Origin of the sequence: uncultured Thermanaerothrix sp. (assembly GCF_938028735.1) — a bacterium.
Taxonomy (GTDB): Bacteria; Chloroflexota; Anaerolineae; order Anaerolineales; family Anaerolineaceae; genus Thermanaerothrix.
The window spans coordinates 112,084-137,184 of the sequence record NZ_CALIMF010000005.1 but is presented as its reverse complement, the minus strand read 5'-3'; the positions used below and the strand labels follow the sequence as shown (position 1 = coordinate 137,184).

The 25,101-nt window shown below is 57.1% G+C and carries 19 protein-coding genes, 2 tRNA genes and 3 rRNA genes; 22 read left to right on the top strand and 2 right to left on the bottom strand.

Annotation, left to right across the window (positions count from 1 at the left end; all coding sequences use genetic code 11):
• Positions 1-65 precede the first annotated feature (65 nt).
• Positions 66-764, top strand: coding sequence for a protein-L-isoaspartate(D-aspartate) O-methyltransferase (locus tag Q0721_RS04315; protein ID WP_299025834.1), 699 nt, complete (start codon positions 66-68; stop codon positions 762-764).
• A 72-nt stretch (positions 765-836) separates the two neighbouring features.
• Positions 837-1,892: an alkaline phosphatase family protein gene (locus Q0721_RS04310; RefSeq protein ID WP_299025831.1), complete on the top strand. Its 1,056-nt coding sequence runs from the start codon at positions 837-839 to the stop codon at positions 1,890-1,892.
• Positions 1,893-1,908: 16 nt separating this feature from the next.
• Here Q0721_RS04310 and Q0721_RS04305 read toward each other — a convergent pair whose 3' ends face one another.
• Positions 1,909-3,780, bottom strand: coding sequence for a VanW family protein (locus Q0721_RS04305; RefSeq protein ID WP_299025828.1), 1,872 nt, complete (start codon positions 3,778-3,780; stop codon positions 1,909-1,911).
• A gap of 115 nt (positions 3,781-3,895) precedes the next feature.
• On the opposite strand from Q0721_RS04305, the gene nfi reads away from it, so the two are divergent.
• From nfi to folP, 20 genes are all read left to right on the top strand, one after another.
• The gene (gene nfi / locus Q0721_RS04300) at positions 3,896-4,609 is read left to right on the top strand and encodes a deoxyribonuclease V (RefSeq protein ID WP_299025826.1); all 714 of its coding nucleotides are present in this window, start codon (positions 3,896-3,898) and stop codon (positions 4,607-4,609) included.
• 532 nt (positions 4,610-5,141) lie between these two features.
• Positions 5,142-6,646: ribosomal RNA gene (locus tag Q0721_RS04295) — 16S ribosomal RNA — on the top strand.
• Between the two features lie 147 nt (positions 6,647-6,793).
• Positions 6,794-6,867 (top strand) — tRNA-Ile (locus Q0721_RS04290).
• A 13-nt stretch (positions 6,868-6,880) separates the two neighbouring features.
• Positions 6,881-6,953: transfer RNA gene (locus Q0721_RS04285), tRNA-Ala, on the top strand.
• A 361-nt stretch (positions 6,954-7,314) separates the two neighbouring features.
• Positions 7,315-10,282, top strand: a 23S ribosomal RNA gene (locus tag Q0721_RS04280).
• Between the two features lie 93 nt (positions 10,283-10,375).
• Positions 10,376-10,492 (top strand): 5S ribosomal RNA (gene rrf, locus Q0721_RS04275).
• The 16S, 23S and 5S rRNA genes sit together here with 2 tRNA genes alongside, the layout of an rRNA operon.
• A 98-nt stretch (positions 10,493-10,590) precedes the next feature.
• Entirely contained in the window at positions 10,591-11,763 is a 1,173-nt protein-coding gene (locus Q0721_RS04270) for a DUF362 domain-containing protein (protein WP_299025823.1), read from the top strand.
• A gap of 117 nt (positions 11,764-11,880) precedes the next feature.
• Positions 11,881-13,809: a formate--tetrahydrofolate ligase gene (locus tag Q0721_RS04265; RefSeq protein WP_299025820.1), complete on the top strand. Its 1,929-nt coding sequence runs from the start codon at positions 11,881-11,883 to the stop codon at positions 13,807-13,809.
• A 156-nt stretch (positions 13,810-13,965) separates the two neighbouring features.
• Positions 13,966-14,844 carry an N-acetylneuraminate synthase family protein gene (locus Q0721_RS04260; RefSeq protein WP_299025817.1) on the top strand — a complete coding sequence of 293 codons (879 nt, stop codon included), beginning with the start codon at positions 13,966-13,968 and terminating at the stop codon, positions 14,842-14,844.
• Between the two features lie 21 nt (positions 14,845-14,865).
• A complete protein-coding gene (locus Q0721_RS04255; protein ID WP_299025814.1) occupies positions 14,866-16,494 on the top strand; it encodes a hypothetical protein in 1,629 nt (542 codons plus the stop codon).
• A gap of 24 nt (positions 16,495-16,518) precedes the next feature.
• Positions 16,519-17,475, top strand: coding sequence for a glycosyltransferase family 2 protein (locus Q0721_RS04250; RefSeq protein ID WP_299025811.1), 957 nt, complete (start codon positions 16,519-16,521; stop codon positions 17,473-17,475).
• Between the two features lie 114 nt (positions 17,476-17,589).
• Entirely contained in the window at positions 17,590-18,057 is a 468-nt protein-coding gene (gene bfr / locus Q0721_RS04245) for a bacterioferritin (RefSeq protein WP_299025808.1), read from the top strand.
• Positions 18,058-18,087: 30 nt separating this feature from the next.
• The gene (locus Q0721_RS04240) at positions 18,088-18,798 is read left to right on the top strand and encodes a gamma-glutamyl-gamma-aminobutyrate hydrolase family protein (RefSeq protein ID WP_299025805.1); all 711 of its coding nucleotides are present in this window, start codon (positions 18,088-18,090) and stop codon (positions 18,796-18,798) included.
• The gene (gene murI / locus Q0721_RS04235) at positions 18,782-19,621 is read left to right on the top strand and encodes a glutamate racemase (RefSeq protein WP_299025802.1); all 840 of its coding nucleotides are present in this window, start codon (positions 18,782-18,784) and stop codon (positions 19,619-19,621) included. Before Q0721_RS04240 ends, murI begins: the two co-directional genes overlap by 17 nt.
• 124 nt (positions 19,622-19,745) lie before the next feature.
• Positions 19,746-20,273 (top strand): DUF3090 domain-containing protein, encoded by a 528-nt coding sequence (locus Q0721_RS04230; RefSeq protein ID WP_299025799.1) that lies wholly within the window; start codon positions 19,746-19,748, stop codon positions 20,271-20,273.
• A gap of 27 nt (positions 20,274-20,300) precedes the next feature.
• Positions 20,301-21,035: an SCO1664 family protein gene (locus tag Q0721_RS04225; protein ID WP_299025796.1), complete on the top strand. Its 735-nt coding sequence runs from the start codon at positions 20,301-20,303 to the stop codon at positions 21,033-21,035.
• A 77-nt stretch (positions 21,036-21,112) separates the two neighbouring features.
• A complete protein-coding gene (locus Q0721_RS04220; protein ID WP_299025793.1) occupies positions 21,113-22,150 on the top strand; it encodes a homoserine dehydrogenase in 1,038 nt (345 codons plus the stop codon).
• Between the two features lie 6 nt (positions 22,151-22,156).
• A complete protein-coding gene (locus Q0721_RS04215; RefSeq protein ID WP_299025790.1) occupies positions 22,157-22,789 on the top strand; it encodes a hypothetical protein in 633 nt (210 codons plus the stop codon).
• Between the two features lie 20 nt (positions 22,790-22,809).
• Positions 22,810-23,349: a 2-amino-4-hydroxy-6-hydroxymethyldihydropteridine diphosphokinase gene (folK, locus tag Q0721_RS04210; protein ID WP_299025787.1), complete on the top strand. Its 540-nt coding sequence runs from the start codon at positions 22,810-22,812 to the stop codon at positions 23,347-23,349.
• A gap of 2 nt (positions 23,350-23,351) precedes the next feature.
• Positions 23,352-24,215: a dihydropteroate synthase gene (folP, locus tag Q0721_RS04205; RefSeq protein WP_299025784.1), complete on the top strand. Its 864-nt coding sequence runs from the start codon at positions 23,352-23,354 to the stop codon at positions 24,213-24,215.
• A gap of 74 nt (positions 24,216-24,289) precedes the next feature.
• On the opposite strand, the gene Q0721_RS04200 is transcribed toward folP, so the two are convergent.
• Positions 24,290-25,060, bottom strand: coding sequence for a hypothetical protein (locus Q0721_RS04200; RefSeq protein WP_299025781.1), 771 nt, complete (start codon positions 25,058-25,060; stop codon positions 24,290-24,292).
• Positions 25,061-25,101: the final 41 nt, after the last annotated feature.

Genomic DNA, 25,101 nt, shown 5'->3' with positions numbered 1-25,101 from the left:
GGAGCCCTTTGCCATGGGATTGAATGTGGGTGCGGAAAGAGGCACTGGCTTTGATGGAGGCGGGCATGGCGGATGAATCGGTATTTGCCGAGTGGCGCGAAGCCATGGTGATCGAACAAATTGAGCGACGTGGGATTCGGGATCCGCGTGTCTTAGAAGCCTTCCGGCGCATTCCCCGCCACGAGTTCGTGCCGCCAGCGCTTCGCTCACGCGCCTATGATGATGGCCCGCTGCCGATCGGTAAGGGGCAGACGATTTCGCAGCCCTTCATCGTGGCGCTGATGACCTCCCTGCTTCAACTCAAAGGGGATGAGAAAGTGTTGGAAGTGGGAACGGGTTCAGGTTACCAGGCGGCGATTCTGAGCCTGCTGGCCAAGTGGGTCTACACTATTGAGCGGCATGAGGTGCTGGCTCGGCGCGCGGAAGCCACGTTCAAGCGCCTGGGCTTGCAGAACATTACCGTGATTTTGGGCGATGGCACCTTGGGTTATGCGGAGGCGGCACCCTACCAGGGCATCATCGTCACCGCAGCGGCAGCAGCCCCCCCACCTCCACTTCTGGAGCAACTCGATGAGGGGGGACGCCTAGTGATACCTATCGGGGATTATTTGGGCCAAACTCTGCAAGTTTGGACGAAGCAAGGGGGGCACGTGGACTATGAGGATATTTTACCGGTCAGTTTTGTGCCCTTGCGGGGGCGCTATGGTTGGAGTCCTCAGGCTTGGGAACGCTACGAAGAAGATGACTTCGAGCCGGAGGGCTAGGCGGTAAGGCTTATTCCGTAGTGGATCAGCTTGACCTGTACCGGTTCCTGAGGTGAAGTTCAGGAGGTGGACATGGCTCACAGGCACGTTTATTCATGCATCTCTCTCCAGGTTTTAGGAGGGCTGGGGCTGGCCATGCTCCTTATTGCCTGCGCCCCGACCAGTCTTATGTGGGAGATTGCCACGCCACCTCTTGTTACCCCAACTGTGGCAGCAACGCTGCCCATCTTGCCCTCGGCAACGGCATCCCCTACACCGCTTCCCACTCCGTTGCCAACTTTGACCGTGACCCCCACGTCCACTCCCCAGCCCCTAGTGCCAGCCTTTCGCCATATTGTGATCCTCATCTTTGAGAATCGTGAGATCACCCGGGTGATCGGGAACCCGCAAATGCCAGTCTACAACCGATGGGCCAAGGATTACACCCTGCTGACCCGCTACTACGCTATCACCCACCCCAGCCTGCCCAACTACTTAGCGCTCATTGCGGGGGATACCTTTGGTATTCGCACCAATTGCATAGATTGTTACATTGATGCCCCCAGCCTGCCCGATTGGATTGAGGCCAGTGGGCGTACCTGGAAGACCTATCAAGAGGCTATGCCGGCGCCGTGCTATTTGCAGTATACGCACCGTTACGCCCCCAAGCACAATCCCTTTATCTACTTCGACCCTATTCGCACCAATCCGGCACGTTGTCAGGAGCGGGTAGTGCCGCTTAGCGCGCTGGAAGAGGACCTGGCGCGCGGTCAGTTGCCCGATTTCGTCTTTATTACCCCGGATTTGTGTCATTCGGGGCATGATTGTGGGTTGGATGTGGTGGATGCTTGGCTGGATACCTGGATGCAGCGCTTGTGGGCCTACCCGCCTCTGGCAGAGGAAGGGCTGATCATTCTGACTTGGGATGAAGGCCAGGGCGAGCAAGGGTGTTGTGGTTTTGAGCCGGGCGGCGGGCGCGTGGCTACGGTGCTAATCTCGCCATGGGTGAAGCGCGGTTTCCAGGATGAGACCCCCTACACGCACTACTCGCTGCTTAAGACCCTCGCTACAGCCTGGAACCTACCTCTCTTAGGGCATGCCGCTGATCCTCAAACGGCGCTAATCCAGGCGCCTTGGCAGAGGCCGTAAGGGGTTCTCCAGCGCGTTATCCCCCCTCACTGGCGGGAGTGGGCACCTCAGTGCCTGGGCCATACTCGTAGACGGCCCGCCAAGGACGGTAGTGGGTCTTGAAGGTATCCCGCAGGTACACTTCGCCGTTGCGGTAGACGGTGCGCGTAACGATCACATCGGCACCCTGGGCCTCCCAATCCACCTGCTTGATTTCACCCTGTGCCAGATCGGGGTTTTCGCGGTACAGCGGCGGAGGCGGATCCACCACATTGATCGGGCCGGTGGTGTCCCACTCTACACGGCGGCCATCCGAGGTGGAGTAAAACTTCCAGGTCAGCGTACTGGCAGCCGGGTTGACATAAGTTTCCATCAGTAGCCAATAGGGAGTGTCGTTCTTGAATTTGAAATCCACCAACGGGACAAAGACGGTGGCATCCAGGCCTGCCAGGCGAGGGTTGATGCGATTGCCGGCCACCTTCTCGTAGTAGTAGACACGGTAGGCATGCGCGTGGCGCTCGATGATGGGGTAGCCGGCAAAGAAAGCTGCCCGGAAGAGGGTAGTGCTGACCTGACACACGCCACCCCCAACGCCCTTGATGGTTTGATTGCCAACGATGATCAGGGCCTCGGCGTATCCGTTATCCAGGGTAATATCGCCCAGGGCCTGGGCCATGGAAAAGACCTCACCTGGTGCGACTAACAGCCCGTGAAAACGCGCTGCAGCGGCTTGGATGTTTTGCACCCGCTCGCGGCTGGAGCCGTAGAAGTAACTCGTCTCGGCGTGAATCAATTCGCGAATCCCGAGTTGCTCGGCGGTGGCATCGTCGGTGACCGGAGGCGGGGTGTAATCAAACACCAGAGGAATGGTGTGCTCGCCTTGGGTCACTTTTTCCTGAATGGTGCGCAGACTGGCCTCAATGTTGAGGCGGCGACCGATCACAGCGTGCTGGATTAGTTCGAGTTGGCGGGTGTCGTCATTGAAGATGAAACGTGCGTTTTGGGGGTCTTTGGCCAATGTTGGGGCCAGGTTGCTCAAAAAGTTGAGCAAGGCTTCACGTTGCAGGGTGACCCGGTAGGTGGCACTGTGCTCGTCCTGCACCCGCTCGATGGCCAGCATGCCGGCCAGGGTGGGGGGATCAAAGACCCAGGGGCCAACCTGGCCGTGATCGGGCTGGTCCTCGGGCAAGGTGATGGTTAGGGGCTGGCTGAGGATGCGCCGCGCCACCTCGGCCTGGGCACTGGCGTCCAAAATAAGGGGTGGGGTTTCACATATAATGAGCGGGACGACACCATCTTGGAGCGATTGCAACTGATGCGTGAGCAGGATCAGCGAAGCTTCGACATCCAGAGTGCGCCCAATTTCACCCGAGCGTACAATCACCTCGGTGCCCTGAAGACCTAGGCTAGCCTCAAGCACTGGGCGGTCAATCTCTTGGGCCAAGGTGCGTAATTGCTGGTAGGTGATACGCTGGTCGAAAATGAGCACCGGTGAAAGGGTTTTGCCGGTGTAAAGCGCCTGGATTTGATCCCCCAAGCGATCTAAGAGCGGGCCAGAACGTCCCAAGCGAAAAGCCTGTTGTGCAGAGGCGTGGGCGTCCAGAAACACTCCCAATTGCTGAGGAGTGAAAAGCCAGATTTTGTCCTTGTCCTGGAGCAGGATACGCCCGGTTTGGGGAAATGTCCATTCGGCCGTCAGGCGCTGGGCCGCAGCGCTGGGGGTGAGCCCACCCACGGGCACCCCTGCCACGCTCACACCGGGGAAGATACGCCCGGCAAACCAGAGTTGGAAAAGCAGAGTCACTCCAATCACCAGGCCAATAAAAGCCAAGGCAGCGCTTGCCAGAATCACCAAGACCTGGTGCAAGCGAGAATCAAGACGAGGAAAAGGAAGTGGTTCGGCGCGCATATACGTTTTGAATTATACTTTGAGAAAGCCGATCTTTATAAGAGACGCTCATTTATGGGTGAGGGTTCCCCTTGGGGAGCTGCAACCTACATGCCAGAAATTAAAGCAACCCTGGATGAGAAATGAAGTTTTGAGCCTGATGCCCCTACCTCTTGTTCCTCCCCATGCCTGGGATATAAGCCCGGAAGAGGCGATGGTCATTCAAATGCAATGGCGTGGACAGGTGATCCGTGAGGATCGCTTGGGTGAAATCTGCACCATCGCAGGGGTGGATGTGGGGTTTGAGGATCAGGGACAGGTGGCGCGGGCTGCGGTGGTGGTGCTGGATTTCCCCGCCCTGACCCTGCGGCACCAGGTGTTGGCGCGGAAGGTGGTCACCTTCCCATATATTCCAGGGCTGCTTTCTTTCCGTGAAGTACCGGCCATCCTGGAGGCGTTAGCCCAGTTGGAGAAATGGCCGGATGTTCTATTGGTGGATGGGCAAGGGATTGCTCATCCACGCCGCCTGGGTATCGCCAGCCATTTGGGAGTGTGGTGCGATGTGCCGACGATAGGGGTGGCGAAATCGCGTTTGGTGGGGCAACATGCACCCGTGGCGGAAAACGTGGGTGCCTGGCAACCCCTTTATGAAGGGAGGGAGGTGATCGGGGCTGCCCTGCGTACGCGGGCAGGGGTCAAGCCGGTATATGTCTCAATCGGTCATCGGGTTAGCCTGGAAACGGCGATCGACCTGGTTATGCATTGTACACGCGGTTATCGTCTTCCGGAACCACTCCGTTTGGCGCATCATCTGGCCTCGGTTGAAAAAGGGGGAAAAGAGGGCGATTAAAACCCTTGACACGCTCAAGAGGGCGAGTATAATCAAGCCCGCTGCCTCGGAAAGAGGCCCATTTCGCCGGGCAATCGGCAAATGGATGACAAGTGGATAGAGAGGGACCCAGCCTCCGCGCGGGCGAGTAGCGATCGTCAGCGCATGGCAAGCGCCGGGCAAAGCGGCAAATACTGCAGGAGAAAGGCGCGTAACCCTCTTGACAGCCTGCGAGGAACTCGGTACAATAAGAGTCCCAAGGTGAGGGCGATCTTGCTCGCAAGGAGCGGATCGTTAACAATTGAACAGGTTAGTCTCAAGAGGGACCAGGCCTGACAAGGGTGTCGTACGCGAAGCCGGTGTTGACCCCGCTGGACGAAAGAAAAGCGCAGGATTAACATCGGCGGTTTTGTCGGCAGACCTTGACAGGGGCAGCGAGGATGGGTAGAATCTGGCCCTCGGAGAGCAGCACCTTAACAACTGAAGAGTGATAGGAAGACACCTGTCGATCCGGCGAGTTTAACCTTGACGCCTGAAAAGGCGATATCAAACTCTTGCGGAGAGTTTGATCCTGGCTCAGGATGAACGCTGGCGGCGCGCCTAATACATGCAAGTCGAACGGAGTGTGTTCTCGTAACGCACTCAGTGGCGAACGGGTGAGTAACGCGTAGGTGACCTACCCCGAAGAGGGGGATAACAGCTCGAAAGGGCTGCTAATACCCCATGTGGTTCTGTGGATTAGAGGCCGCAGAACTAAAGGTGCAAACCGCTTCGGGATGGGCCTGCGTCCCATCAGCTAGTTGGTAGGGTAACGGCCTACCAAGGCGATGACGGGTAGGGGGCCTGAGAGGGTGGCCCCCCACACTGGCACTGAAACACGGGCCAGACACCTACGGGTGGCAGCAGTAGGGAATATTGGGCAATGGGCGAAAGCCTGACCCAGCGACGCCGCGTGCGCGATGAAGGCCTTCGGGTTGTAAAGCGCTTTTGGAGGGGATGAGGAAGGACAGTACCCTCCGAATAAGCCTCGGCTAACTACGTGCCAGCAGCCGCGGTAAAACGTAGGAGGCGAGCGTTATCCGGATTTACTGGGCGTAAAGCGCGTGTAGGCGGTCCGGCAAGTTGGATGTGAAATCTCTCGGCTCAACCGGGAGAGGTCGTTCAATACTGCTGGACTCGAGAGCGGTAGAGGGGGGTGGAATTCCGGGTGTAGCGGTGAAATGCGTAGATATCCGGAGGAACACCAGTGGCGAAGGCGGCCCCCTGGACCGTCTCTGACGCTCAGACGCGAAAGCTAGGGGAGCAAACGGGATTAGAGACCCCGGTAGTCCTAGCCGTAAACGATGTGGACTTGGCGTTGGTGGGTTAAAATCCATCAGTGCCGAAGCTAACGCGATAAGTCCACCGCCTGAGGACTACGGCCGCAAGGCTAAAACTCAAAGGAATTGACGGGACCCCGCACAAGCAGCGGAGCGTGTGGTTTAATTCGATGCAACACGAAGAACCTTACCAGGGCTTGACATGCAGGTGGTAGGGAGCCGAAAGGTGACCGACCCTTCGGGGAGCCTGCACAGGTGCTGCATGGCTGTCGTCAGCTCGTGTCGTGAGATGTTCGGTTAAGTCCGCCAACGAGCGCAACCCTCGCCGCGTGTTACATGTGTCACGCGGGACCGCCGGCCTTAAGCCGGAGGAAGGTGAGGATGACGTCAAGTCAGCATGGCCTTTATGTCCTGGGCTACACACACGCTACAATGGTCGGTACAATGGGTCGCGAAACCGCGAGGTGGAGCCAATCCCCCAAAGCCGGCCTCAGTTCAGATTGCAGGCTGCAACCCGCCTGCATGAAGACGGAGTTGCTAGTAACCGCAGGTCAGCCATACTGCGGTGAATACGTTCCCGGGGTTTGTACACACCGCCCGTCACGTCATGGGAGCTGGCAACACCTGAAGCCGGTAGCCTAACCCGCAAGGGAGGGCGCCGTCGAAGGTGGGGCTGGTGACTGGGACGAAGTCGTAACAAGGTAGGTGTACCGGAAGGTGCGCCTGGATCACCTCCTTTCTAGGGAGCACTGAGCAACCCTCTGCGGAGGGGCGCTCAAAAAAGTGCGAACTGTGATCCTCCAAATCCTCGCAGCGGTGGCGAGGTCGGGTCGCAGGGCGATCTTCCTATCACTTCTCAGTTGTTAAGGTGCGGGCGGCACCGGATGGGCCTTTAGCTCAGCTGGTTAGAGCGCGCCTCTGATAAGGGCGAGGTCTCAGGTTCGACTCCTGAAAGGCCCACTGCCCCGAACGCGGGGATGTAGCTTAGTTGGGAGAGCGCCGCCTTTGCACGGCGGAGGTCAGGGGTTCGAATCCCCTCATCTCCACTGAGTTACACTGAGGAGGCCGGAAACGGTCAGGTTTGACGGACGAGGTGTTTGGGTAGCGTGAGTCAGAGTGAGTGGCAGATCTAAGTAACGAAGGCGAACCGCAAGGGATCGAATGAAGACGACCCGGCGGCGAGCCGGGTCGCCGCGTGAAAATTAACAAGGGGATAGGGTAAGTAAGTTGGCTCGTGCTGAGTGGTCCTGACCGCGCGGTGAGGGGCACTGAGCGCCAGCCAACGGCGCCCGATCGCAAGATCGGAGCAGCACCTTAAAAAGTGAATAGTGTGATGTAGGCCAAACAACGTAAGGCCCAATTTCGACGGGACAAAAAACAAAGAGTCCTGGGTTCTCCGTATCACGTACGGAAGCTACTAAGGGCTTACGGTGGATGCCTAGGCGCCAAGTGCCGATGAAGGACGTGGGTCACTGCGATAAGCCTCGGGGAGCCGTGAACAGGCGTTGATCCGGGGATCTCCGAATGGGGAAACCCGCCAGTGTGAACCACTGGCATCGCCCGCTGAACCCATAGGCGGAGCGAGGGGAACCTGGGGAACTGAAACATCTAAGTACCCAGAGGAAAAGAAAGTATTCCCTGAGTAGTGGCGAGCGAAAGGGGAAGAGCCCAAACCATCCCGGCTTGCCGGGGTGGGGTTGTAGGGCCTGGCATATGGGAGTGACAAAGCAATTCGCTAGCAGAAAGGTGTGGGAAAGCCTGCCAAAGAGGGTAATAGCCCCGTATGCGAAAGCGAGTTGCCTCCCGCCAGGACCCTGAGTACCGCCGGGCACGCTAATCCGGCGGGAAGCTGGGGAGTCCACTCTCCAAGGCTAAATACACTTGGCGACCGATAGTGAACAAGTACCGTGAGGGAAAGGTGAAAAGTACCCCGGCGAGGGGAGTGAAATAGAACCTGAAACCGTAAGCCTACAAGCAGTTGGAGGGCTAATGGCGGGTCGGTGCTCCGGCGAAAGCCGGGTGCGCGCCGCTAGGCCTGACAGCGTGCCTCTTGGAGAATGAGCCTGCGAGTTAATCTCTGTGGCGAGGCTAAGGGAGTGACACCCGGAGCCGTAGCGAAAGCGAGTCTGAATAGGGCGCTGAGTCGCAGGGATTAGACCCGAAACCGGGTGAGCTACCCATGGCCAGGGTGAAACGAGCTTAATCGCTCGTGGAGGCCCGAACCCACTAACGTTGCAAAGTTAGGGGATGAGCTGTGGGTAGGGGTGATATGCCAAACGAACCCGGAGATAGCTGGTTCTCCCCGAAATAGCTTTAGGGCTAGCGCCACGCGTTCAGTAGCGGAGGTAGAGCACTGAATGGGCTAGGGGGCTTATTGCTTACCGAACCCAATCAAACTCCGAATGCCGCTACTCTATAGCGTGGCAGTCGGACTGCGGGTGATGAGATTCGTGGTCGAGAGGGAAACAGCCCAGACCATCGGCTAAGGTCCCCAAATTCAGGCTAAGTGGGAAACGATGTGGGGTTACTGAAACAACCAGGAGGTTGGCTTAGAAGCAGCCATCCTTTAAAGAGTGCGTAATAGCTCACTGGTCTAGTGACCCTGCGCGGAAAACTCAACGGGGCTAAGCCTGATACCGAAGCCATGGGTCTCAGCGAAAGCTGAGGCGGTAGGGGAGCGTTCTACTCGCGGGGAAGGTCGACCGGAAGGACGGCTGGAGCGAGTAGAAGTGAGAATGCAGGCATGAGTAGCGTAAAACACGTGAGAACCGTGTTCGCCGTATGTCTAAGGTTTCCGACGCCAGGTCAATCCGCGTCGGGTTAGTCGGGCCCTTAGCCGAGGCCGAAAGGCGTAGGTGATGGACATCCGGTCAACATTCCGGAACCACTCGAGAGGAGCGATGGAGGGACGCAGCGAGGTAGGCCAGCCTGCGATTGGTCGTGCAGGTGCATGGCGTGTCAGGCGATGAGGCCGGTAGGCAAATCCGCCGGCTGAGCTGAGATGCCGTGGCGGGCCGTAAGGCGAAGTGAGCTGAGCCTTGCTGCCAAGAAAAGCTTCTAAGCGTTGAATCTCGAGTGCCCGTACCGCAAACCGACACTGGTAGACGGGTAGAGTATACCCAGGCGAACGGGAGAACCCTCGTTAAGGAACTAGGCAAATTGGCCCCGTAACTTCGGGAGAAGGGGTGCCCTCTGGCGTGAGCTAATCGCGTAGCGCCGGGGGGTCGCAGTGAAATGGCCCTAGCGACTGGTTACCAAAACCACAGGTCTCTGCTAAGCCGTAAGGCGATGTATAGGGGCTGACGCCTGCCCAGTGCCGGAAGGTTAAGGGGAGGGGTTAGCGCAAGCGAAGCTCCGAACCGAAGCCCCGGTGAACGGCGGCCGTAACTCTAACGGTCCTAAGGTAGCGAAATTCCTTGTCGGGTAAGTTCCGACCCGCACGAATGGCGTAACGACTAGGGCACTGTCTCAACGAGGGACCCGGCGAAATTGAAATGGCTGTGAAGATGCGGCCTACCCGCAGCAGGACAAAAAGACCCCGTGGAGCTTTACTGCAGCTTGGCATTGAGTTTGGGCATGGTCTGTGTAGGATAGGTGGGAGGCTGAGAAGCTGGGGCGCCAGCCTCGGTGGAGCCGCCGGTGAAATACCACCCTGATCATGTTTAGACCCTAACCCCACGCCGTTAACCGGGTGGGGGACCGTGCCAGGTGGGCAGTTTGACTGGGGCGGTCGCCTCCTAAAAGGTAACGGAGGCGCCCAAAGGTTCCCTCAGGCTGAATGGAAACCAGCCGTAGAGTGTAAAGGCACAAGGGAGCTTGACTGCAAGACCAACGCGTCGAGCAGAGACGAAAGTCGGGCTTAGTGATCCCACGGTACCGAGTGGAAGGGCCGTGGCTTACCGGACAAAAGCTACCCCGGGGATAACAGGCTGGTGAGGTCCAAGAGTTCATATCGACGACCTCGCTCGGCACCTCGATGTCGGCTCATCGCATCCTGGGGCTGGACAAGGTCCCAAGGGTCGGGCTGTTCGCCCGTTAAAGCGGTACGCGAGCTGGGTTCAGACCGTCGTGAGACAGGTCGGTCTCTATCCGCTGTGGGCGCAAGGGATTTGAGGGGAGCTGCCCCTAGTACGAGAGGACCGGGGTGGACAGACCTCTGGTGTGCCAGCTGTCGTGCCAACGGCATCGCTGGGTAGCCATGTCTGGCAGGGATAACCGCTGAAAGCATCTAAGCGGGAAGCTCGCCCCAAGATGAGATCCCTGTAATCCCGTCAAGGGAGTAAGGCCGCAGGTAGACTACCTGCTTGATAGGCGGCAAGTGTAAGCGCAGCAATGCGTTGAGCTTAGCCGTACTAATGGCCGAGGGCTTCCGACGTGGTGCGGAGAACTCAGGTCTCTTTGACCGGTTGGGTCTTATCGAGGCCCACTCACACTATTCACGGCAACTTAACAAATGACCGAAAAGTCTCTTGGTGACTTGAGCGACGGTGGTACACCCGGTCACATCCCGAACCCGGTCGTTAAGCCCGTCAGCGCCGATGGTACTTGGGGGGCGACCCCCTGGGAGAGTAGGTCGTTGCCAAGAGACTTTTTTGGTTTAAAACCCAAGCCCTTTTTACAGGGCTTTTTTCTTAACCCCCTACTATAATCTAAGTATCATCTCCCTGCTTATCGAGGTGTGCTATGAATCGTGCAACGGTTTATTTTGGTTCCCCTCGCCAGGCGCGCCTAGATTGGCGCGAGACTCTGCCGGCCAAACTGGATTTAATTATCGAGCGATTGAACTTGCGCGAACGGGTCAAGGATGAACTGGTGGTCATCAAGATGCACACCGGCAACAACGTGGGTTATTCAACCGTGCACCCGGTCTTTGTGCGCCGCGTGGTGCAAGCAATCAAAGAGGGCGGTGGTAAGCCCTTCATTGCCGATGTCTCTTGGGATGTGGCCGGTGCCGAGACGCGCGGCTATACGCCTGAGGTAGTGGGGTGCCCCATTTACCCCGCCGCGGGTCCCCAGGAGCGCTACTACTATGCCCATCATCGCCCCTACAAGAACATCCAGGATTGGAAGGTAGCCGGTTTGATCGAAGAGGCAACTTTCCTGGTTAACCTGGCCCATGCCAAGGGACATCCCTCTTGTGGGTATGGTGGCGCGATCAAGAACCTGGCGCTGGGTTGCATGGTTGCTGAGACACGCAGCGCTATGCATGATGTGTGTCACTATGATCCCTACTGGTTTCCGGAGAAGTGCCCAGATCCGGCTATGCGCCAGAAAATCATAGCGTCCTGTCCGCATGGGGCATTGGTGCAGGATAAGGATCGCCCGGACCATCTTCACCTCCATGTGGACAATTGCAACCAATGTGGGCGCTGTCTGCAGGTGGCGCCCCCCGGTAGCCTGAAGATTGACCCGGTTAACTTTGCTTCGTTTCAAGAAGCCTGTGCCATTAGTGCTTCGATTGTGATGTCCACCTTTGCGCCTGGTAAGGCCGTACACATTGTTTTAGCCACCCACATGACGCCAGTGTGCGATTGTTTCGGTTTTACTGGCATGCCGATTCTGCCAGATGCCGGTATCTTCGGTTCAGATGATCTAGTCGCTGTGGATCAGGCCGTGCTGGACGTAACGTCGCGCACTCCCCTCATTGAAGAGAATATCCCCACCTCTATGGAAGTTCACACACGCGAGGGACACCCCCTGCGCTGGCTCCATGGGCCTTATAAGGATCCTTATTTGGTCACCCAATATGCGGAAGCCCTGGGGGTGGGCACTCGCCAGTACGAACTGGTAGATGTGTTACCGGTGGAGTCCTTTGTGCGTAGCCCGTTGCCTTACATTTCGGCTGCGGGTAAGTAGACATTCCTCATAAATATGTCAGACAAATTACCTGGTTTTCTTGATTTTCTTCCTGTCCTGGGAGATAATATAAATTGAAGCCATAAAGCCAAAATTCCACCCCAGGAGAAAGCAGTCATGTCACAGAAAGCCGGCCTTATCCAGCGCCGCCCGTTTCAGCCTACGCCTCTGAAGCGGCGCAACCCTGTTCCGCCTGATTTTGAAATTGCCCAAGAAGCCGAACTTAAGCCCATTACCCAGGTGGCCGAAGAACTCGGCCTTTTGCCCGAGGAGATCGAGCTTTACGGCCCTTATAAGGCCAAGGTGCGCTTGGAGGTGTTGGAACGCTTGAAAGACGTGCCCAACGGCAAATACATTGACGTGACGGCGATTACTCCCACCCCTTTGGGAGAGGGGAAAACCACAACCACAGTGGGGTTAAGCCAGGCGCTGGGCGCTCACTTGGGCTATAGCGTCATGACCTGTCTGCGCCAGCCCAGCCAGGGGCCGACGTTTGGAATCAAGGGCGGGGCGGCAGGGGGTGGCTACAGCCAGGTCATCCCCATGGAAGAATTCAATCTGCACCTGACCGGCGACATTCACGCCATTACGGCGGCTAACAACTTGCTGGCAGCGGCTATTGATGCCCGCATTCTGCATGAAGCCAGTGCCACGGACGAACAACTGTTTGAGCGTCTTTTCCCCAAAGATAAGAACGGCAAGCGCCATTTTGCGCGTAACATGTGGAACCGTCTGCGCAAACTGGGGATTGATAAAACCGATCCAGATGAGATGACCCCCGAGGAGCGCAGTCGCTTTGTGCGCCTAGATATTGATCCCGACTCCATCACCTGGCGGCGCGTTATTGATACCAGTGATCGCTTCCTGCGCGCTATTACCATTGGTCAGGGGCCGGAAGAGAAAGGCCTGGAACGCAAAACCGGCTTCGATATCACTGTGGCCAGTGAGTTAATGGCGATTCTGGCCTTGACGACCGACCTGGCCGACATGCGCCGGCGCATTGGGCGGGTGGTCATCGGCACCAACCGCCAAGGCGAGCCCATTGATGCTGACGACTTGGGCGTGGCGGGGGCCATGACCGTCCTGATGAAAGATGCGATCAAGCCCACCCTGATGCAAACGCTAGAAGGCACCCCGGTCTTTGTCCATGCCGGCCCCTTTGCCAACATTGCCCATGGTAATAGCAGTATTATCGCGGACATGATTGCGCTTAAGTTGGCCGATTACGTGGTCACCGAGTCGGGCTTTGGTTCCGACATGGGCATGGAGAAATTCTTTAATATCAAGTGCCGCTATTCCGGCCTGGTGCCAAACGTTGTGGTCATGGTAGCGACCGTGCGAGCACTCAAGATGCACGGCGGTGGCCCGAAAGTGGTAGCCGGTAAACCCCTCGATCACGCCTATACGGAAGAAAATCTGGACCTGTTGCGCGCCGGCCTGGGCAACTTGCTGGCGCACATCGGCATTGCCCGTAAATTCGGTGTGCCGGTAGTGGTGGCGATCAACGCGTTTGCCACCGATACCCCAGCGGAGTTGGAACTCATCCGCAAGGTTGCGGTTGAAGAAGGTGGCGCCGAAGCGGCGGTGGTCTGCCGGCATTGGGAATTGGGCGGCGAAGGCGCGGTGGAACTGGCAGAGGCGGTGGTCAAAGCGGCTGAAAAGCCTTCACAATTCCGCTTCCTCTACCCGCTGGATTTGCCGATCAAGGACAAGATTGAGATCATTGCTCGTGAGGTCTATGGTGCGGACGGGGTGGATTACTTGCCCGAAGCCGAAGCCAAAATTGCCGAGTACACCCGTATGGGGTTTGATAAACTGCCCATCTGCATGGCTAAGACCCATCTGAGCCTGAGCCACGACCCCAATTTGAAGGGCGTGCCCAAGGGCTTCCGTATCCCGGTACGGGATATCCGCGCTTCAGTGGGGGCCGGCTTCCTTTACCCGTTGCTGGGAACCATTAGCACCATGCCCGGTTTGCCGACGCGGCCCGCATTTTTCGATATTGATATTGACCCCCAAACCGGGCGTGTAGTGGGACTCTCTTGATGGTTGGAGGCTTTGCGCAGCGCCCGCCTTCAAATTTACGGCGGGCGCTTTTTATCCTGGCTTGGCTGGGCAAATTCTGCTGGGCATTGACGATTACCCGTGGGGACGGTATGATTCTGCCCGGCTTGAATTTGATACTAATCTTGAGGAGAGATCATGACCAGAGCGATTAAGATCGGCGAGCAGTGGGTGGGAGAAGGTTACCCGACCTACATCGTGGCCGAAATTGGAATCAATCATAATGGCGATATTGAGATTGCAAAGCGATTGATGAACGCTGCTTACCGGGCGGGAGTGGATGCCGTCAAGTTTCAGAAGCGTACCCCCGAATTATGTGTGCCACCTGATCAACAAAATGTGATGCGGGAGACTCCCTGGGGGTATATCACCTACCTGGAATATCGCCGCAAAATGGAGTTCGGCGAAGCGGAATACCGCGAGATTGATGCCCATGCGCGCGAATTAGGGATGACCTGGTTTGCATCCGTCTGGGATGAACCCTCAGTGGACTTTCTGGAGGCGTTTAACCCAGTGGCCTATAAGATTCCGTCGGCGGCACTCACCGATCATGGATTGCTGCGCAAGGTGCGTTCGACTGGACGCCCGATTATTCTCTCTACCGGAATGTCCACCTTTGATCAAATCCGTGAGGCCGTCAAGTTGTTGGATCCGGATAACTTGCTGATCTGCCATACTACCAGTACCTACCCTTGCCCGCCGGAAGAACTCAACCTGCGCATGATCCAGACCTTGAAGCGTGAGTATCCCGATATCCCAATCGGTTATTCCGGGCACGAGGTGGGATTGATCCCCTCGGTAGTGGCCGTGGCCCTTGGGGCCTGCCTGATTGAACGGCATATCACCTTGGATCGGGCGATGTGGGGAAGCGATCAGGCCGCTTCGGTGGAGCCGGGCGGGTTTGAGCGTCTGGTCAAGTATATTCGGGTGACCGAGCAGGCGTTGGGAGATGGCGTCAAACGTGTGTACGAGAGCGAATTACCCTCCCTGCGCAAACTGCGCCGCTTCGGAGTGTAGTCTTTGCCCCTTGTGTCCGGAATGTTGAATCGGTTACCACAGGCTCTGCGCACACGGGCGCTCCGTTGGCACAATAACCTGCGCCTGCGCCTGTTGGCGCGCCAGGTGGAAGGGCAAGCCCCCGCCGAAGCGCGCACGCCACCTGTGATCCTGTTCAATGCCTCGACCCGTTTGGTGGGGATCAGCCTTAATGCCGCTTTTGCGTTGCTCACCGGTTGGGCGTTGCGTCTGAGCGGGACGCCGGTGGTCCACTTTGTCTGCCGGCGTGGATTACAGCCATGTGTGTTGGGCACGCAGCGTGACGACCCCACCCAACCCCCACCTTGTGCGGCCTGCCTGGCCCAATCGCGTGCCATTTATGCCCACACCGATCAGGCACCGTTTGGCTATCAAGAGGATGCGGAATTAAAGCAGACTATCTGCGACCTGCCTCTTTCGGCGTTAATGGACTTTACCTACCGCGAGATGCCTTTGGGGGCACTGGTTTTACCAGCCATTCGCTGGATTCTGCGTCGTCATACCCTGGAAGACGATGAGCCCACTCGGTTGCTTTATCGTCGTTACATGCTCTCGGCGTGGAGTTTAGGCCAGCAATTTGCGGCCCTCTTGGAACGTATTCGCCCCATGGCAGTGGTGGTCTTTAACGGCCAGTTTTACCCAGAGGCCACAGCGCGTTGGGTGGCCCGGCAACATGGCATTCGTGTGATCACCCACGAGGTGGGGCTACGACCTTTTTCGGCTTTTTTCACCGAGGGTGAGGCCACGGCCTACCCTATTCATATCCCTGACGATTTTACCCTTACGCCTGAACGGGAGCGCCGTTTAGATGTGTATCTCTCCCAGCGCTTTCAGGGGCAGTTTACTATGGCCGGCATTCGTTTCTGGCCCGAGATGCGCGATTTGGATGCGACCTGGCAGCAGCGGCTGAGCGCCTTCCGTCAGGTTGTGCCCATCTTTACCAATGTGATTTTTGACACCAGCCAACCGCATGCCAACACCCTTTTCCCAGACATGTTTGCTTGGTTGGATGCAGTGCTAGAGGTCATGCGCGCCCACCCCGAAACCCTTTTTGTCATCCGTGCCCACCCGGATGAGTTGCGTCCAGGTAAGGAAAGCCGCGAAACAGTGGAAGACTGGGTGGTGCGCCGCGGGGTAGAGAACCTGCCCAATGTGGTTTTTGTTGGGCCACGCGAGTATCTCAGTTCTTACGCGTTGATTCAATGTTCGAAATTTGTTATGGTGTACAACTCTTCGATTGGTTTAGAGGCGTCTATTATGGGGGTGCCGGTACTGTGTGCTGGGCGGGCGCGCTATACTCAATATCCAACGGTGTTCTTTCCGCCCACAGCAGAGGCTTATTTGCGCCAAGCAGAGGCTTTTCTGAATGCTGAGCGCATTGAAGTACCCCCTGAATTCGCTCGGGAAGCGCGACGCTTCTTATACTATCAATTATTTGTGACATCGCTGTCATTTGACCCCTTCCTGGAAGAAGATGGGATCTGGCCGGGGTTCGTACGCCTCAAACCGTTTGCTTGGTCGGCACTACAGCCCGAAAATTCACCCACACTCAAGGTGATCGTGGAAGGTATCCGCGAGGGAAGGCCCTTCATCCTTGAAGAGATGCCAGCACCTCTATCATCCTCGGAGTAAATTGAAGGGAACAAGGGGTTAGTCATGCCATTATGTTCGGTGGTGATCCGCGCCTATAATGAAGCCCAGCACATTGGGCGGCTACTGGAGGGGATCCGCCATCAGACCCTGCGCGATGTTGAGGTGATTTTGGTCGATTCGGGGTCAACGGACTCCACGGTGGCAATTGCAAGCCGCCACGGTGTCAAGATCACTCATATTAGCCCGCAGGAATTTACGTTTGGTCGTTCGCTCAATCACGGCATTCGTGAGGCAACGGCACCCTTCATCGTAATTGCTAGTGCGCATGTATACCCGGTTTACCCGGATTGGCTGGAGCGTCTGCTAGAACCGTTTGCAGATCCGCAGGTGGCGTTGACCTATGGTAAGCAGCGCGGGCATCCGGTGACCAAGTTCTCAGAACACCAAATTTTCCGGCGCTGGTATCCCGATCATTCCATACCTCGCCAACCGCACCCCTTTTGCAATAACGCCAACGCAGCCATTCGGCGTGCCCTATGGGAGCAGCATCCTTATGACGAGGCGTTACCGGCGCTAGAAGATCTGGCCTGGGCACGCTGGGCACAGGTGCAGGGCTATGCCATTAGTTACGTGGCGGAAGCCGAGGTGATTCACGTTCATCGTGAGACCTGGCGTGGGATCTATAACCGCTATCGGCGCGAGGGCATGGCATTCAAGCAGATTTATCCCCATGAGCGCTTCAGTTGGCGTGATCTGGTGCGCCTATGGATAAGTAATGTATGGAGTGACTGGCAGGTAGCGCGCAGCGAAGGCGTATGGCGGCGCGAGTGGTGGAACATAGTGCGTTTCCGCTGGGCCCAATTCTGGGGCACCTATCAAGGGTACCGCCAAAGTGGTCCACTCACCTGGGCATTACGCCAGACGTTTTATTACCCACCATCAGCGCCGCTCGGAACCACTGGCCGCCGAGAGCAACGTCGTGAGGTTGCTCCGATCCCATACCACGAAGTGGAGGATTAGAGGGCTTGAAAAAAGGCGTGAGGAGCGCCTCTAAGACTATAATAAATAGAGAATAGGATTGCCGTCTCAACATACCCATAAGTTCATCGTTCTTCTCAGGGAAAGGAGTCAGCCATGAAAGGAAGCCCGAAGGTTATTGAAGTCCTTAATCACCTGCTGGCGGATGAATTGACTGCCATCAATCAGTATATGGTACACTCGGAGATGTGTGCGAACTGGGGATACGAGAAATTGCACGAAGCCATCGAGAAGCGCGCCATCACCGAGATGCACCATGCCGAGAAACTGATTGGGCGTATTATCTTCCTAGAGGGTAAACCGATTGTCAGCCAGTTAAACCCGATGCATATTGGCGAGGATGTGGAAGTTCAACTCAAAAGCGACTTGCAAGCCGAATATGATGCCATCAGGGCCTACAACGCAGCGATCCGTTTGGCGGTTGAAGAGGCCGACCACGGTACGCGGGCCTTGTTGGAAAGCATCTTACAAGATGAAGAGGAACACGCCGACTGGATTGAAGCCCAGTTAGATCAAATTAGCCAGATGGGCTTGCAGAACTACCTGGTCGAGCAGGCCGACTAATTCGCCTCATTTTCATTGAAGTGATGTGCAGTGCCTAAGCCTCTTATTGGTATCACGTTAGGGTGCAAATTCAAAGATCAGGATCGCTGGTTCGCGATCAGCGAGACTTATGTCGCCGCAGTGGAACGGGCGGGAGGGGTTGCCGTACTACTTCCCGCCCTTCTTGACGATGAGGCATTGCAGGGGGCCCGTCAACGCCTAAATGGTTTGTTGTTAACCGGGGGCGCAGATGTGGATCCGGCCCTTTATGGAGGGGGATGGCACCCCAAGGTGTATGGTGTGGATGCACGCCGTGATGCGACCGAAATTGCCTTGGTACGTCTGGCTGCCCAGACGGGTTGGCCCTTCCTGGGAATCTGCCGCGGAATCCAGGTGATCAACGTGGCGTTAGGAGGGACGCTCTATGCCGACCTGCCCGAGCAATTAGGAAGCCGGGTAGCACATTGGTCGGAGGAAATGGGGCATCTTGTGCAGATCGAGCCCGACAGTCGGCTAGCCAACCTAGTGAAGGCAAGTGAGATTCAGGTTAATTCCTATCATCACCAAGGGATCGAACGCCTGGCACCGGGTCTGAGAGCGGTCGGGTGGTCACCGGATGGGCTCATTGAGGCCGTGGAAGTGCCTGGGCATCCCTTTGGGTTGGGAGTGCAGTGGCATCCGGAGCGGCGATTGGACTCTTCCCAGCACCTTGTGCTGTTCGAGGCCCTGATCCAGGCGGCGCGGGATGGGTGGCAAGGTTGAACCGGCTTGCATTGGTGTATTTGATTCAGGGGTAGGCGGCCTTTCAGTCCTGCGCGCCATCCGCGCCCTCTTACCCCAACATCCAGTGCTCTACATGGCCGATCAGGCTCACGTGCCTTATGGCCCCCGCTCCCTTGAAGAAGTGCGCGGGTTTGCCGAAGCAATCACCCGCTTTCTATTGGCCGAAGGGGCGCGAGTTATCGTAGTGGCGTGTAATACAGCTTCAGCCGCAGCCTTGCATTATCTGCGAGGGACTTTCCCCGATGTGCCGTTCGTGGGGATGGAGCCGGCAGTCAAGCCTGCCGCCGAACAGACGCATAGTGGTCGTGTGGGCGTGTTGGCTACCCGGGCCACCTTTCAGGGAGCGCTGTACGCCTCAGTGGTGGAGCGTTTTGCCCGCCATGTGCGCCTTTATCAGGATACCTGCCCAGGCTTGGTGGAGTCCATTGAAGCCGGTGATCTGGATGGGGAAACGCCGCGTAGCATTCTGGAGCGGACTCTGAAACCCATGCTGGCCGAGGGGATTGATACAGTGGTGTTGGGCTGTACGCACTATCCCTTTGTAATCCCGCTCATTCAGGAAATTGTAGGGCCGGGGGTGCGTGTGATTGACCCGGCGCCGGCAGTGGCCCGCCAGACGCAGCGCGTGCTGGAGATACGAGGTTGGCTGGCGCCTGAAGGATGCCGTGCAGACGTGCGCTTCTTTACCAGTGGTGAGGTGGGGCGATTTCAAGTGCAAGTACAACGTTTGCTGGGGAGCGAGGGGGGTGAGGTTGAATCCGTGATCTGGGAGCAGGGGGAATTAAGGCGCGGGCTTCGGTAACCCATAACAAAAAGCAGGCAACCTACCTATAGGAATAGGATAGGACGGACTCTAGACAAAGCGCCCGCTTAAGGCCCTAGGGTCAGGTATACTATAAGCAGGATAAGGAGGTTTGACCCGTTCCATGCCACGCATTAAGATAGATTTGAATCCGGTAACTCACATCACCGCGGATGCAATTGGCCAGCCCGGGCAGCGCGTCTTTTATTTGCAAGCCTGGCAGGGGGCGCAATCGGTGACCCTGCTGATTGAAAAGGTGCAGTTGCAGACCCTGGCGCTGGGTGTGACCCAATTTCTGGAAGAATTGAGCCGCCGTTACCCCGGTTTGCCCCCCGCCTCCCCGCTTTATGAGGAGGTAGCGATGCACATCCAGCCCCCGGTGGAGCCGCTCTTTCGCGTGGGTGAGATGAGCCTGGCTTACGATCCTGAGCGTGATTTGGCGCGCCTGGAGGCGTATGAACTGGTGACCGATGAACGCAGTGAGGAAGAGATCTCTGTGGTGCGGTTGTGGTGCACGCGTTCACAGTTGCTGGCGCTCGCGGCATGGGGGCTTGAAGTGGTTAATCGCGGACGACCCATTTGCCCGCAGTGTGGGGAACCGATGGATCCAGAAGGTCATTTTTGCCCCCGCCGTAATGGGCATAAGCATTAGAGCCAAGGTAGTTGACCGTATTCAGGAATGAACGAAGTTCAGGAAGCAACGCCCATTATCCAGGTGCTGGAGCAGGGCGAGATCACATTGCGGGGGGAGATGCTATTGGGCTCCAATTATACGTTTTTGGTGCAGGTGCGTTATCAAGGAGAGGAAATTCTGGCTGTTTATAAACCCACACGGGGCGAGCAACCCTTGTGGGATTTTCCCCCCGGCACCTTAGCCATGCGTGAGGTGGCCGCTTATGTAGTGAGCCAGGCCCTGGGCTGGGATTTGGTGCCGCCAACCGTGTATCGGCGACGTGGACCGCTGGGTAAGGGCTCACTTCAACGCTTCATCGAGCATGACCCGGAATATCACTACTTCACCTTTACCCCTGAGGATCGCCAGCGTTTGCGCCCGGTAGCACTATTTGATGCCCTAGTCAATAATGCGGATCGCAAAGGAGGGCACATTCTCTTTGACGCCGAGCATCACCTTTGGCTGATTGACCATGGCATTTGTTTCCATGTGGAGGACAAACTGCGTACAGTAGTATGGGATTTTGCGGGTGAACCGATCCCGCCGGAGTACCTAAAGGCCATTGAAGGCTTGAGCACGAGTCTGAAGACCGCCTCGCATCCGCTGGTGAGTGCCCTGGGAACGCTGCTCAGCCCGGCAGAGATACACGCTCTGGCTCGGCGCGCCCAGCGCCTTCTAGAGAGCGGACATTTTCCGCTTCCCCCAGCGGGGCGGCGCTACTACCCATGGCCGCCGATCTGAATTTGACATTCTGAGGGTTTGTGGTACAACATGTATGACATTGGCTTCAATTTCGATGATGTGGAGGGCAAAATACGATGGCGCGACAGGTAACTCTGGCAATGGTCGGTTTTGGCAATGTAGGACGGGCGTTTGCGCGTCTGCTCTTGCGCAAGCAACCCGAACTGCTCAAGCAATTCGGCTGGCAGGTGATCGTGACGGGGATTGTGACCGGGCGGCATGGGGCGGCCATCAATCCCGGGGGGATTAACCTTAACCATGCGCTGGAGTTGAGCGAGCGCGGTCAATCGCTGAATGTACTTTCAGCACAACCGGTGCCGCAGAGCACGCTGGATTTTCTATATGCGAGTTCGGCTGAGGTGATGATTGAGACCTCGCCTGTCAATCACTTGACTGGTCAACCCGCTATTGATCACATCAAGGCAGCGTTACAGAAAGGCATGCACGCCATTACTGCTAACAAAGGCCCGGTAGTGCATGCTTACAAAGAATTGACCGAAATGGCGGCAACACGAGGCAAGCGCTTCCTCTTTGAAGCCGCTGTCATGGATGGAGCGCCGATTTTCTCGCTCTTTCGCGGGCCGTTGCCGGCAGTGAACTTACTAGGTTTTCGCGGCATTCTCAACTCCACCACTAACTTCATTTTAGGGGAGATGGAACAGGGGCGCACATTTGAGGACGCCGTACGCCAGGCTCAAGCCATTGGCATTGCCGAAACTGATCCCAGCGCGGACGTGGATGGTTGGGATGCAGCGATCAAGGTGGCGGCGCTGGTCACGGTGCTCATGGGCATTCCGCTCAAACCCCAAGAGGTGGAGCGCCAGGGAATTCGTGATCTGACTCCAGAACAAATTGCCGAAGCCCGTGCAGCAGGCGAACGCTGGAAACTGGTCTGCACGGCGCGTCGCCAAGGCGATTTATTGCTGGAAGCGCGTGTGCGCCCGGAGCGGGTTTCAGCAGATTCGCCGCTTTACGCCATTGGTGGGACCAGTTCCTACGTAGAGTTTCAACTGGATGTGTTGCCGGGTTTAGGGATTGTGGAGAGCAACCCCGGCCCTGAAACCACCGCCTACGGGCTGCTCGCTGATTTGATCAACGTGTTACGCAATCAATAATCAAATATGGGTGAGGCTTACTGGGTTGCAGGCGGGGTTACCACGGCAGAGGGGTTGGCCCACGCGCTCGAAGAGGCCGGTTTGCGGATCACCTGGATGGAGGAAACTCACCTCTGGGGGGTTCCACTCGCCCAGGCCCTGCCCGGCCTGGCGTATGTCTGGCCGATCCCACCTGCTCCTAGTGCGTTGTGGTGGTTGCAAAACCAAGTGGCTGCCCTGCGTCATGGCGGACGGGAATGGTGCCTTCTGGTGCATTCGGGAAAGGGTCAGGCGCTTGCCTGGAGCGCCCTAGCCAGTGCAAGCGGAGTTGGCCGTTATAACATACTTCCACGTGCCCGTTTGCGGAATCTTTTGCCCTGGCGCCCGCAAACTACTTTGCAGAGTTGGCAGGCGTGGCTCGCACAGGAGGAGGTGGAAGTGGCGCACCTTCGCTACTTGGTAGCCCTAGGTGGGCCCCCCGCTCTGCTCCGCGAGGAACATGGAAGTCTGACCGTTCTATCCGTGCCCTGGCCAGAAGAACCCCTGCCGGCCGTATTGACGATTTGGAGCGAGCGATTGGAGCGCGAAGTGCCGGCCATTGCTCTGGTTGCAAGCCAGGTTGGCAATGGCATGATCGCAGTGAGTTTAGAGAGCATTTAGCCAAGGTGGTTAAACGAACGATGGAAACGCATCCGACTACCGTTTATCTGGCCTTGGGGACGAATTTGGGGGATCGGCCCCAAAACCTGCGTCGAGCGCTGGCAGCGTTGTCACCGGTGGCGCAACCGCGTCGCGCCTCGGCAGTTTATGAGACTCTACCTTGGGGCATTGTAGATCAGCCCCTTTTCCTTAACATGGTGATTGAAGCCGGAACGTATCTAGCGCCACAGGCTTTGCTGCGCGAACTCAAGGCGCTGGAGCGACGCCTAGGACGGGAAGAAGGGGTACGATATGGCCCCCGTTTGATTGATCTGGATATTTTGCTGTATGATGAAATGGTGATTGACCTGCCCGATCTCAGTATCCCGCATCCACGCATGGCAGAGCGTGCTTTTGTGCTGGTGCCGTTGTGTGATCTCTACCCACACGGACGTCATCCACGATTAGGAGAGACATTTGCAGCATTACGCGCGCGTCTGGATTGTAGCGGGGTGACGTTCTGGGCAGGGCCGGAGGCCGTGTGGCCGTTTGCGCATTATCCCGAGCAGGAGGTGAAGTGAGCATGTCTGCTATTCCTCTGCCGCGCTGGGGGGAGCGCACTTACATCATGGGAATCATCAATGTGACGCCGGATAGTTTCTCTGGAGATGGGTTGTTGACCGAGGGTCAGGTAGTGGAAAGGGCGCTTGAGCAGGCCCGGCGCTTTGTTCAGGCCGGGGCTGATATTCTAGATATCGGTGGTGAGAGCACGCGTCCAGGCTCAAAACCGGTTGGCGTTGAGGAGGAGATGGCGCGAGTTCTCCCGGTCGTTGAGGTTCTGGCTAGACAAGATTGGGGAGTGATCCTCTCGGTGGACACTTATAAAGCCGCGGTGGCTGAGGCTGCCCTGCGCATCGGGGCCCATTGGGTGAATGATGTGTGGGCCTTACGGGCCGATGAGCACATGGCCGAGGTCGTGGCGCGTTATGGGGCGGTGGTGATTCTGATGCACAACCGCAGTCAGCCTGAAAATGCAGAACTCCGCGAACGGCTGGGTGGGCGTTATGTGAATATTGCTTATGCCAATTTGATTGAGGATATCAAGACGGAATTGCTGGCGAGTGTAGATTTGGCGCTTGCAGCGGGGGTGCCTCGCGAGCGTATTATCCTTGATCCGGGCATTGGGTTTGGCAAGACGGTGGAACAAAATTTGCATTTGATCCGCCATCTGGATGCTTTTAAAGCCCTGGGATTTCCCTTGTTGCTGGGACCCTCGCGCAAATCGTTTATCGGCTATACGCTGAACCTCCCACCGGACCAGCGTCTAGAAGGGACGCTGGCGGCGGCAGTGCTGGGGGTGGAGCGTGGCGCAGATATCCTGCGTGTACATGATGTGGAAGCAGTGGTGCGGGCCGTGCGCATGGCTGAAGCCATCCTGCGTGCGTGATCGGCAAAATCCGAAGCGGAGGAAGATGATTGAGGGGCGGTGCAATAGCCGCCCCTCAAAGCTTGTAGGGGCGATTAGGGTGTTGTGTTGTTCCAGAACCAGTTGAAGGCATAGTAGCCAGCAGGGCTTTCCAGGCGAATAGCAATGCGGGTTTGCCCTTTCAATTCAGCCGGTAGGGTGTAGGTGAATTCCAACTTTCCGCCTGTGCCCGAGTGGCTGGTGCCGATCACAATGCCGCCGATGCCCTGGGTGCCATATTTGCCCATGCGCACAGTGAAGGTTTGATTGGCGGGGAAGTTGTGGGTGCGGATCGTGACCTTATCGTCCCGCACAACGCTCAAAATAGTAAACGTAGGGATTCCGCTATAACCGCTGCTAGTGGGTTTGGGTGTAGACGTGGGCCCAGGGGTAGCGGTTGGTCTGGGGGTCACGGTGGTAGCGACGCCCAGGTTATAGAACCAGTTATACGCATAGTAACCCCCGGGTTTACTATCCATGCGGATGGAGATCTGGCGCAGTCCCTTAAGCGCAGCGGGGATGTTGAAGGTCAGGGTTTGGGTACCCCCGCTTCCCGAGGCAAACTGGCCGATCTCGATGCCGCCAATGGCACGGGTGCCAATTTTGCCCATGCGCACGGTAAAGGTCTGATTAGGGGGCAGATTGTGAATCTTGATGGTTACGGATTCATCCGGCTTGACCGAGATGATATCGAAGGTCGGGTAGCCAGTGTAGGCCTGCACCGACCAGGTAGGCTGGGTCAGGGGGAGCACCAGGGCAAAGATAAGCCCCCAACCAAGCCAAAGGCGCCGGTTAAGGCGCAAACAGGAGAAAGAAACGCATTTCATGGGTTTGCTCCTGGGCACTCCGGCCCGATGTAAACATCCCA

Coding starts and splice junctions, on each gene's coding strand:
- Q0721_RS04315 (WP_299025834.1), top strand. CDS start 66: ATGGCGGATGAATCGGTATTTGCCGAGTGGCGCGAAGCCATGGTGATC.
- Q0721_RS04310 (WP_299025831.1), top strand. CDS start 837: ATGGCTCACAGGCACGTTTATTCATGCATCTCTCTCCAGGTTTTAGGA.
- Q0721_RS04305 (WP_299025828.1), bottom strand. CDS start 3,780: ATGCGCGCCGAACCACTTCCTTTTCCTCGTCTTGATTCTCGCTTGCAC.
- nfi (WP_299025826.1), top strand. CDS start 3,896: ATGAGAAATGAAGTTTTGAGCCTGATGCCCCTACCTCTTGTTCCTCCC.
- Q0721_RS04270 (WP_299025823.1), top strand. CDS start 10,591: ATGAATCGTGCAACGGTTTATTTTGGTTCCCCTCGCCAGGCGCGCCTA.
- Q0721_RS04265 (WP_299025820.1), top strand. CDS start 11,881: ATGTCACAGAAAGCCGGCCTTATCCAGCGCCGCCCGTTTCAGCCTACG.
- Q0721_RS04260 (WP_299025817.1), top strand. CDS start 13,966: ATGACCAGAGCGATTAAGATCGGCGAGCAGTGGGTGGGAGAAGGTTAC.
- Q0721_RS04255 (WP_299025814.1), top strand. CDS start 14,866: ATGTTGAATCGGTTACCACAGGCTCTGCGCACACGGGCGCTCCGTTGG.
- Q0721_RS04250 (WP_299025811.1), top strand. CDS start 16,519: ATGCCATTATGTTCGGTGGTGATCCGCGCCTATAATGAAGCCCAGCAC.
- bfr (WP_299025808.1), top strand. CDS start 17,590: ATGAAAGGAAGCCCGAAGGTTATTGAAGTCCTTAATCACCTGCTGGCG.
- murI (WP_299025802.1), top strand. CDS start 18,782: ATGGGTGGCAAGGTTGAACCGGCTTGCATTGGTGTATTTGATTCAGGG.
- Q0721_RS04230 (WP_299025799.1), top strand. CDS start 19,746: ATGCCACGCATTAAGATAGATTTGAATCCGGTAACTCACATCACCGCG.
- Q0721_RS04225 (WP_299025796.1), top strand. CDS start 20,301: ATGAACGAAGTTCAGGAAGCAACGCCCATTATCCAGGTGCTGGAGCAG.
- Q0721_RS04220 (WP_299025793.1), top strand. CDS start 21,113: ATGGCGCGACAGGTAACTCTGGCAATGGTCGGTTTTGGCAATGTAGGA.
- Q0721_RS04215 (WP_299025790.1), top strand. CDS start 22,157: ATGGGTGAGGCTTACTGGGTTGCAGGCGGGGTTACCACGGCAGAGGGG.
- folK (WP_299025787.1), top strand. CDS start 22,810: ATGGAAACGCATCCGACTACCGTTTATCTGGCCTTGGGGACGAATTTG.
- folP (WP_299025784.1), top strand. CDS start 23,352: ATGTCTGCTATTCCTCTGCCGCGCTGGGGGGAGCGCACTTACATCATG.
- Q0721_RS04200 (WP_299025781.1), bottom strand. CDS start 25,060: ATGAAATGCGTTTCTTTCTCCTGTTTGCGCCTTAACCGGCGCCTTTGG.